The organism is Craterilacuibacter sp., assembly GCF_051659485.1.
Taxonomy (GTDB): Bacteria; Pseudomonadota; Gammaproteobacteria; order Burkholderiales; family Chromobacteriaceae; genus Craterilacuibacter.
The window spans coordinates 1-9,225 of sequence record NZ_JBOFOO010000206.1 but is presented as its reverse complement, the minus strand read 5'-3'; the positions used below and the strand labels follow the sequence as shown (position 1 = coordinate 9,225).

General features: G+C 58.6%; 10 protein-coding genes. 4 read left to right on the top strand and 6 right to left on the bottom strand.

Features of this window, described 5'->3' with window-relative positions:
* Both ACRC1E_RS07440 and ACRC1E_RS07435 read left to right on the top strand, forming a co-directional pair.
* Positions 1-1,264, top strand: a 1,264-nt coding sequence (locus ACRC1E_RS07440) for an esterase/lipase family protein (protein WP_438514473.1), incomplete at its 5' end; no start/stop codon positions are given.
* A gap of 162 nt (positions 1,265-1,426) precedes the next feature.
* Positions 1,427-2,539: a DUF937 domain-containing protein gene (locus ACRC1E_RS07435; RefSeq protein ID WP_438514472.1), complete on the top strand. Its 1,113-nt coding sequence runs from the start codon at positions 1,427-1,429 to the stop codon at positions 2,537-2,539.
* Positions 2,540-2,610: 71 nt separating this feature from the next.
* Here the strand turns inward: ACRC1E_RS07435 and panD are convergent, their stop codons facing one another.
* From panD to pcnB, 6 genes are all read right to left on the bottom strand, one after another.
* Complete coding sequence (gene panD, locus ACRC1E_RS07430) at positions 2,611-2,994, bottom strand: aspartate 1-decarboxylase (RefSeq protein ID WP_438514471.1); 384 nt, start codon at positions 2,992-2,994, stop codon at positions 2,611-2,613.
* 87 nt (positions 2,995-3,081) lie between these two features.
* On the bottom strand, positions 3,082-3,915 hold the full coding sequence (panC, locus tag ACRC1E_RS07425) for a pantoate--beta-alanine ligase (protein ID WP_438514470.1): 834 nt from the start codon (positions 3,913-3,915) through the stop codon (positions 3,082-3,084).
* Between the two features lie 9 nt (positions 3,916-3,924).
* A complete protein-coding gene (panB, locus tag ACRC1E_RS07420) occupies positions 3,925-4,716 on the bottom strand; it encodes a 3-methyl-2-oxobutanoate hydroxymethyltransferase (RefSeq protein ID WP_438514469.1) in 792 nt (263 codons plus the stop codon).
* Between the two features lie 61 nt (positions 4,717-4,777).
* On the bottom strand, positions 4,778-5,413 hold the full coding sequence (locus tag ACRC1E_RS07415) for a deoxynucleoside kinase (RefSeq protein WP_438514468.1): 636 nt from the start codon (positions 5,411-5,413) through the stop codon (positions 4,778-4,780).
* A 29-nt stretch (positions 5,414-5,442) separates the two neighbouring features.
* Positions 5,443-5,925 (bottom strand): 2-amino-4-hydroxy-6-hydroxymethyldihydropteridine diphosphokinase, encoded by a 483-nt coding sequence (folK, locus tag ACRC1E_RS07410; RefSeq protein WP_438514467.1) that lies wholly within the window; start codon positions 5,923-5,925, stop codon positions 5,443-5,445.
* A complete protein-coding gene (pcnB, locus tag ACRC1E_RS07405; RefSeq protein ID WP_438514466.1) occupies positions 5,922-7,265 on the bottom strand; it encodes a polynucleotide adenylyltransferase PcnB in 1,344 nt (447 codons plus the stop codon). Before pcnB ends, folK begins: the two co-directional genes overlap by 4 nt.
* 290 nt (positions 7,266-7,555) lie before the next feature.
* On the opposite strand from pcnB, the gene ACRC1E_RS07400 reads away from it, so the two are divergent.
* Entirely contained in the window at positions 7,556-7,852 is a 297-nt protein-coding gene (locus ACRC1E_RS07400) for a hypothetical protein (protein WP_438514465.1), read from the top strand.
* Between the two features lie 78 nt (positions 7,853-7,930).
* Positions 7,931-9,225: MATE family efflux transporter (locus ACRC1E_RS07395; RefSeq protein ID WP_438514464.1), on the top strand; the 1,295-nt coding region annotated here is incomplete at its 3' end.

Here is a 9,225-nt window from a genome sequence, read left to right as displayed (position 1 = left end):
CACCAAGCCCCAGCGACACCTGCGCAGCAGCGATATCCGCGGACTGACCCAGTTGGCGACACTGGCCGTCACCCACACCAGCCATATCATCGAGGGCGTCCATCAGTCGATATGGAATACGCTGGGCGTGCGCGGCGGTAAACGGCACGACCAAACCGGCGGCATCACCGGACTGGTTTACCGTAGCGTGCGCGGCGTCACCCAACTGGTAGACAAGGGGGCGCATTTAGCGCTAAGCCGGCTGGAGTCGCTGTTTGTCGCAGCTGAACATGCCAAAGAGGATAGCCCCCAGCGCCTGGCGCTGCTGGCCGCACTGAACGGTGTAATGGGAGACAAACTCAAAGCCAACGCCAGCCCGTTTGCCATCCCCATGCGCCTGCGCCTGCATGATGCAGACCTTGATTTGTCCACCGTAGCTAGCACCAACGGCAAGCTGTTGTTACTGATACACGGCCTGTGCATGAACGACCAGCAATGGCGCGCAAGCGATGTGAAATCAGGACAGGCAGCCGATTTTGGTACCGATCTGGCCGAGGCGCTGGGCTATACCCCACTCTACCTGCGCTACAACACTGGCCTGCACGTCTCGCAAAATGGGCATGAACTGGCCGAACAACTGGAAAACACACTCAGCAACTGGCCCGTGACCGTGACCGAGCTCTCGGTCGTCGCACACAGTATGGGCGGCTTACTGATACGCAGCGCCGTCCATTACGCACGCAAGGAGGGTATGGCATGGCCGCAGCAGCTGCAAAAAATCGTATTTTTGGGCACACCACACCACGGCGCACCGCTGGAGCGCGCCGGCAACTGGATCGATGTCATTCTGGGCAGTAGCAGCTATACCGCGCCGCTCGCCAAAATCGGCCAGCTACGCAGCGCCGGCATTACCGATCTCAGATACGGCCATGTACTGGATGAAGACTGGCTCGGACATGACCGTTTCCGGCGCAAACCGGACGACAGGCAGATTCTCCCCCTGCCGGCCGGAGTCAGCTGTTATGCAGTGGCGGCAACCACGGCAAGCAAACGCGGCACGCTGAGCGAGCCCATTCTGGGTGATGGTCTGGTACCGCTGGCCAGCGCGCTGGGCGAGCACGCCGATCCGGCGCGCATCTTGCAGTTTGCCCCCCAAAAGCAGGCGATTACCTACAACACCAGCCATATGGCACTACTGAGCAGCCCCGAAGTTAAGCGCCAGTTATTGCACTGGCTGGGCGATCAGCCACCTGCCAGCCACGGTGGACAGTTGCCCAGTCTGTAAGCCGGCAAGTCGTTTCATGCCCGGCCCCACCTGAATAAAACAGCCGACATCGCGTTAAAACCTGAAAAGAAAAAAATGATGAGCTAAGTTAACGTAACGTAACTAAGCCATTGTTTTATATTGGCTTACATACCAGCACTCATCCGACACGGGAGACTGAATATGAACGCCAATTTGCTCGACACCCTAAAACAGGGCTTGGCAGGCCCCTTCACCGAACTTGCAGCCCAACATTTGGGTGAGCCCGCCACCGGCATCAAAAGCGCACTGGGTGCCGCCATTCCAGCCTTGCTTGCCAGCCTGATCAAGGAGAACACCAGTGCCGGCGGAACCAACAAGCTACTGGGGCTAATCAATGCCCCCAACCTGCCACTACTGCAGGATGTCGGCACCTTGCTCACACCCGACAAGATAGGCGTAGTCTCCGCCATGGGGCAGCAGCAACTGTCATCCCTGTTTGGTCAGAAACTCGCCCCGCTGACATCCTCTCTTTCCAGCGAAAGCAATTTCAAGCTGCCAGCCATGGGCAAGCTGCTGGCTCTGGTAACCCCCTTCGTTCTCGGTTTTATCAGGCATCAGGCCGGTGGCGGCACCATAGATGCAAGTACCTTGAGCAGCCTATTCAAAGGGCAAGAAAGCTTTTTGTCCGGACGGATACCCGCAGCGATCGCCTCAGTGCTGGGCTTGGGCTCTTTAATCGGAGCGGCCCCCAAGGCAGTCGCCCAAGCCATCCCGGATGCCGGCCACAAGATCGAGGCAGTCGCAGCCAAATCCGGCTTTGGCCGCTGGTGGCTATGGCTGCTCGGACTTGCCGCCATCCTGTTTAGCATCTTTCAATTCCGTAGCTGTAGTCAACCGGACATCCCGCCCGAACTCCCCAAAATCATGGAGAAAACGGTAAGCCCTGCCCCTGCCCCCGCAGCAAGTACCGCCATGGAGCTCCCCGCCCTTGCCGACAAGCCACCCCTTATTCGCGTCTACTTTGATACCGACGTATTTGCTCCACCCGCCAACAGCAAGAATGAACTGGCAGCCATCGTCGAATATGCAAAAAACCATCCTGCGGCCAAGATCAGCATCAGTGGTTACCATGATAAAACCGGCGAGCCGGCACACAATATCGAACTGGCCAAAAACCGCGCCACAGCAGTACAGAAGCTACTGACGGAGGCCGGTATTCAAGCCGATCGAATCGTACTGGAAGAACCTGCCTACACCGTGGCAGACATGGCCGACAATCGCGAATCCCGCCGCGTAGAGGTAGAAATCAAATAATCGTGCGGCACTTTCCGGACGCTAAAAATCCCGCACAAAGCGGGATTTTTAGCGTCTAAAGCAAGCAGAACTTAAGCGGCCTGTACCGGCGTGGCACCATATTTCACTTCGGTAATGCGGTTATCCCCATCGACAAATACCTGTGCCGGCTTGTTGGCGGCGATTTCTGCCGCATCCATCTGCGCAAAGGTCGCAATAATCAGCAAATCACCTGGAGCGGCGCGGCGTGCAGCCGAACCGTTGACCGAGATAATGCCCGAGCCGCGCTCGGCGCGGATGGCATAGGTGGCGAAACGCTCGCCATTGGTCACATTCCAGATTTCGACTTCTTCATATTCCAGAATATCGGCAGCTTGCAGCAGATCTTCATCAATCGCGCAGGAGCCGATGTAATGCAGTTCGGAATGGGTGGTAGTCACGCGGTGCAACTTGGATTTGAGCATGCTTCTAAGCATGGTGGTTTTCCCTCGTTCTTGAACGAAAAACCATGCCGGCTTGCCGGAAAAACACGGCAAGCCGGCATGGTTAGCAAATAGACAGGCTTAGCGCACGACTTCGACGTTATCGATCAAACGGGTCTTGCCCAGACGGGCGGCGACCAGTACGACCAGATTCTTCTCGCCGGCATGTGCCACTTCCAGCGTCAAGGCCTGACGCACTTCGACATAATCGACACACCAGCCATGCACTTCCAGGTCATGGCGCGCACGCGCTTCCAGTGCGGCGTAATCGTTATCGCCAGTGGCCAGTGCTTCGCGGATCAGCGTCAGGTTACGATACAGGCGCGGCGCCTCGGCACGCTCGTCGGCACTGAGATAGCCATTGCGCGACGATAGCGCCAGGCCGTCATCAGCACGGCCGGTATCCACCGCTACCAGTTGCACCGGGCTATTCAGGTCTTCCACCATGCCGCGGATAATCGCCAGCTGCTGATAGTCCTTCTTGCCGAAGCAGGCAAAGTCCGGCGCTACAATATTAAACAGCTTGGTAACGACGGTGGCTACACCACGGAAATGACCGGGACGGAAAGCCCCGCACAACTCGTCCTGCAAATGCGGCGGCTCGACATTGAATGACTGGCGCACATGCGGATACAGCTCGGATTCGGTCGGGAAAAACAGGACATCGACGCCCGCCGCCTCCAGCTTGGCGCAATCGCCGTCGAAAGTTCGCGGGTAGGCATCAAAATCCTCCCCCTGACCGAACTGCAGGCGGTTGACGAAGATACTGACCACCACGCGCTGGGCATGACGGTGCGCCTCGGTCACCAGCGCGATATGGCCGGCGTGCAGATTACCCATGGTGGGCACAAAAGCCACACTAGCCGCTTCTTTGCGCCAGGCACGCAGTTCGGCAACGCTACGAATGATTTGCATATTCAACCTTTAGAAGGTGTGTTCGGCGGCGGGGAAACTCTGGTCCTGCACCGCTTTTACATACGCTTCGACCGCGCCCTGAATACTCTGGGCATCAGCCATGAAATTTTTGACAAAACGCGCCTTCTTGCCCGGATAGACCCCAAGCGCATCGTAAGACACCAGCACCTGGCCGGAGACATCGACACCGGCACCGATACCGATAGTCGGTACGCTGATGGTGGCGGTAATTTCGCGGGCCAGTGCCGCCGGCACGCACTCCATCAACACCATGCTGGCACCGGCGTCAGCCAGCACCTTGGCGTCATTGATGATGCGGCGGGCGTCGTCTTCACTCTTGCCCTGCACGCGGTAGCCGCCAAAAGCATTGACGAACTGCGGCGTCAGGCCGATATGCGCACACACCGGAATACCGCGCTCAGCCAGAAAACGCGTGGTTTGCGCCATATAGGCACCACCTTCGATCTTGACCATATGCGCACCGGCCTGAATCAGGCGCGACGCATTGGCAAATGCCTGCTCGGGGCTTTGCTGATAACTGCCGAAAGTCATATCGCCCAGCACCAGCGCACGCTTGGCACCACGAGCAACACAGCGCACGTGGTATTCCATCTCTTCTTGCGTCACCGGCAAGGTCGAATCACCGCCCTGAATCACCATTCCCAGCGAATCGCCTACCAGCAGGATATCGACGCCGGCATCCTCCAGCAGGGTCGCAAAACTTGCGTCATAGCAAGTGAGCATGGATATCTTGCGGCCTTCGGCGGCCATCTTGTTCAGGGTATTGATTGTTACTTTCATGCCTTGTGTCTCCTTGGGATCACTGGGACAACGCGCAAGCCCGGCTCGTGACCCGGCCCTATCAAGCGCTTTTGTTGAAATAACTACGCTGCCCGCGCATCTCGCCAATGCAGCGCAACAATAATTCAAAATCATCGTCCCCCTCAAACAAGTTGAGGTGGTCGGTATTCACCGTCAGGAGCGGCGCGGCATCATATTCATAGAAAAAATGACGATACGCCTCATGCACGCGCCTAAGATAAGCATCCGGCAAGTTGACTTCATACTCGCTGCCACGCGCGGCCACCCGCGACAACATGATGTCTTCGGAAGCTTCCAGATAGATCACCAGATCCGGTGACGGGTGCTCGGGCAGGATGCGCGGTGCCAGCTGGCGGTATAGTGCCAGCTCGTCGGCATCCAGATTGGTACGGGCAAACAGGGCATCCTTCTCGAACAGAAAGTCGGATACAACCGGCCGGCCCTGCAAGTCGCCTTCTATCATGGCGCGGGCGGCACTGCTTCGCTGCAACAAAAAAGCCAACTGGGTAGACAGCGCATGATGCGGCATGCCGCGATAAAAGCGCGGCAAAAAGGGATTGGCCTCCGGCATTTCGGCCAGTAAATCCGCCTCCCAGTGCTTGGCCAAGCGGCGTGCCAGCGTAGACTTGCCGGCACCAATAGGACCTTCGATCACCACATAACGCAAAGGCTTCATGCACTCTCTCCAAAACGCGGGGCAGGGATTTATTCTATCAAACGTTCAATGCCGGCTGAGCCCAAACGTGCAGCCAACTCACGCGCAGTGCCATGCGCACCGATCATATAATCGGGTGCAATCTGGGCCAAAGGCTGCAATACAAAAGCACGCTCGTGCATGCGCGGGTGCGGCAGCGTCAACACCTCGCTGTGGCGGACTTCGTCGCCGTAAACCAGCAAATCCAGATCAAGCACCCGCGGCGCATTGCGAAAAGAGCGCATCCGGCCCGAAGCCTGCTCTATCGCCAGCAGCGCCTGCAATAAATCATCGGCGTCCAGCGTGGTTTCCAGTTCGGCAACCGCATTGATAAAATCAGGCTGGGCAATAAAGCCGACCGGCGTAGTGCGAAACAAAGAAGAATGGATAGCGACACGCGTTCCCGGCAGTGCGGCCAGAGCCAGTAGTGCCCGCTGCAACTGGGCTGCAGGATCATCCAGATTGCTGCCCAGTGCGACAAAGGCGCGGGTCAAGCGGATTCGCCCTCAGCCGGCTTCTTGCGCGGGCGACGGCGGCGCTTGCGCGCGGGCGCAGCACCGTCTTCATCCTTGACGGCAGCAATCAATGCCTGACGCTCTTCATTGTCGCCCTTCTGGAAGTCGGCCCACCAGGACACCAGCGACTGCGGCACTTCGCCGGCAGCGGCGCGTAGCGCCAGAAAATCGAAGCCGGCGCGAAAACGCGGCTGCTCCATAAAACGGAACGGACGCTGGCCGCTACGCGCATCAAAGCGCGGCTGCTGCATCCAGATTTCACGCATGGTGACGCTAAAGCGGCGCGGAATGGCAAAATCGTGATCCTGCGTCGCCTCGACATCGGCCATGGCCTGCATCAGCGCCGGAATCGGTTTTTCGCCATCGGCCTGCAAAGCCTGCCAGCGCTGGTCAACCTGACGCCACAGCAGGGTGGCCAGCAAAAACCCCACCGAAATCGGCCGGTCTTCACGCACCCGCGCATCGGTACTATCCAGCGCCAAACGGACAAAACCATCGTCGGCGGCTTCGCCCATCACCACGTCCAGCAAGGGGAAGGCGCCACCGGCCAGGCCCTCGTCACGCAGTTTGGTCAGGCAATCCCAGGCATGGCCGGACAGCAAGAGCTTGAGCAGTTCGTCAAACAATCGTGCCGCCGGCTCATCTTTGAGCAAAGCGGCATAAGTAGCGATCGGCTTGCGGGTTTTTTCGTCGATATCAAAGCCCAGCTTGGCGGCCAGACGCACGGCGCGCAGCATGCGTACCGGGTCTTCCTTATAACGCAGCACCGGCTGGCCTATCATCACCAGCTTTTTAGCCTTGATATCGCGCATGCCCTGATGGAAGTCGACAATCGACTCATCGGACGGATTGTAAAACAGCGCGTTGACGGTGAAGTCGCGGCGATGGGCGTCTTCTTCCTGCGAGCCATAGGAGTTGTCGGCCATGATACGGCCCGAGTCATTCTTGCGCCCTATGCTGCCGCCACGAAAGGTCGTCACCTCTATGGTTTCCGGCCCCATCATCACATGGACAATGCGAAAACGCTTGCCGATGATGCGCGAGCGCCGGAACAGGTGATGCACCTCTTCCGGTGTGGCATTGGTTGCCACATCGAAGTCTTTGGGCGAGACGCCCAGCATCAGGTCGCGCACGGCCCCCCCGACAACATAGGCGGAAAAACCGGCCTCTTGCAGGGTAGAGGTCACACGCTGAGCGCCGCGACTGAGTGCATCACGCCGGACTCCGTGCATGGCAAACGGAATGATTTTGGGCTTGGCACGGCGGCCACCCAACTCTGCGGGCAGTTCGAGCACGCGTCGGATTAACTTGCGGATCATTTGAATGGGGTAGCGAATTCTGGTTTTGGTCGCGGGACGCCGCGACAGACATGAAGCGGATTATATCGCGAAACGAGGTCACGCACACCTCACTTGACAAAGGCACGACCCACACTCTACGCTAAACCCTCTTGAATGCCACACAAGCCAAGGCATCAGGAACACGGGGATGACACCCCAGCGCCGATTTAATCGACAAATTGCAGGGCGCCAATACAAATCCTGCTAAAGCGACGCCTGGCTGCGACCGGGCACGCATAAGGCGACCCGCGCACGACAAGGACAGAACCATGTACGATTGCCAGACAGATAACTACACCGATTTTCATGCGCCAGCCATCAAGAAGGTCAAGCCGGCCGCCGGCCTGACCGGCCTGCTGCATGCGCGATCCCTCCAGCCCGAAACCCATGCCACACTCGCCCATCTGGCCGCCCACGCGGCGATACTGGGCTATACCAGCCGCCACAAGGGCACCTCTTTACTGATAGACAATGTCTCGCTGGATGACGCGCTAGCCATCAATAGCCGTTTTGCCAGCGCCTTGGTGATCAGTTGCGAGCTACGCAAAACCACGCCTGCACGCTAACAGCAAGGACAGCCATCCGGACACAAGCAGGGGTTTGGCGCTACAATTGCGCGCTTCCCCTTGCCTTGCTGGACTACCATGTTGTTCGAACTAAACCGTGCGCCGCACGGCGCCATCCGCCGCGAAGCCCGCGCACTGATTCATCTTGCACTCCCCATGATGATTGCCCAAGTCGCCCAGGTTGCCACCGGTTTTGTCGATACCGTCATGGCCGGTAATGTCAGCACCGACGACCTGGCCGCCGTCTCGCTGGGCTCCAGCATTTTCATTACCGCCTACGTCACCCTGATGGGCGTTGTGGCGGCACTGAACCCCATCCTGTCACACCAGTTCGGCTCGGGCAAACATGACGCTATCGGTGAAACCGGACGTCAGGGCATATGGTTCGGCCTGTTTGCCGGGGCAGTGGGCATGATCGCCATGGTGGCCATCCAACCGCTACTCCGCTTATGGCTATCGTTGCCCGAGCACGTCGAAGACATGACCATGCTTTACATCACTGGTGCTGCCCTCGGCATGCCGGCCGCCTTGATGCACCGCAGCCTGCATGCCTACGCGTCCAGCCTGGGGCAGCCGCGTCCCATCATGGTGGTCAGCCTGATCGCGCTGGCGCTGAATATCCCGCTCAACTACATGCTGATTCACGGGCTGTACGGCCTGCCTAAAATGGGTGGCGCCGGTTGCGGCTGGGCCACCGCTATCGTGTTCTGGTTCAACGCTATTGCACTCTTTATCTATATCGCCCGTGCCAAGCACTTCCAGTCCTACGGTCTGACCGCACGCATGAGCTGGCCCGATTTCAAACGCTACGCCGGCTTCCTCAAACTGGGTATCCCGATCGGCCTGTCGTTCTTCGTCGAAGTCAGCCTGTTTTCCTTTATCGCCCTACTCGTCGCCAAACTGGGCACGCTGGTGGTTGCCAGCCATCAGGCGGTACTGAACTTCACCAGCATCATCTATATGTTGCCGCAAAGCCTGTCGGTCGCGCTGACCGTACGCGTCGGCCAGGCGGTCGGTGCCGGCGACTACCTGCAGGCGCGCTTCGTCTCCGGCGTCGGCCTTGTTATCGGACTGGTGGCGGCATTTGCCACCATGGTCGTCGTGCTGTTATTGCGCGAACCCATCATCCGCATGTACACCAATGATCCGCAGGTCATCGCTATCGGCCTGACCCTGTTGCTATTCGCTGCGGTGTATCAGCTGACTGATGCGGCGCAAACCATCGCCTCGGGCGCCTTGCGCGGCTACAAACTCACAGCCATTCCCATGCTCATCCACATCGTATCGTTCTGGATTCTGGGGCTGGGGCTGGGCATCGTACTGGGGCTGACCGACTGGATCATACCGGCCATGGGCGTCAACGGCTTCTGGGC

Bases quoted from the DNA above. Each gene is read 5' to 3' on its own strand.
- ACRC1E_RS07435 (WP_438514472.1), top strand. From the start codon at position 1,427: ATGAACGCCAATTTGCTCGACACCCTAAAACAGGGCTTGGCAGGCCCC.
- panD (WP_438514471.1), bottom strand. From the start codon at position 2,994: ATGCTTAGAAGCATGCTCAAATCCAAGTTGCACCGCGTGACTACCACC.
- pcnB (WP_438514466.1), bottom strand. From the start codon at position 7,265: ATGATCCGCAAGTTAATCCGACGCGTGCTCGAACTGCCCGCAGAGTTG.
- ACRC1E_RS07400 (WP_438514465.1), top strand. From the start codon at position 7,556: ATGTACGATTGCCAGACAGATAACTACACCGATTTTCATGCGCCAGCC.
- ACRC1E_RS07415 (WP_438514468.1), bottom strand. From the start codon at position 5,413: ATGAAGCCTTTGCGTTATGTGGTGATCGAAGGTCCTATTGGTGCCGGC.
- panB (WP_438514469.1), bottom strand. From the start codon at position 4,716: ATGAAAGTAACAATCAATACCCTGAACAAGATGGCCGCCGAAGGCCGC.
- panC (WP_438514470.1), bottom strand. From the start codon at position 3,915: ATGCAAATCATTCGTAGCGTTGCCGAACTGCGTGCCTGGCGCAAAGAA.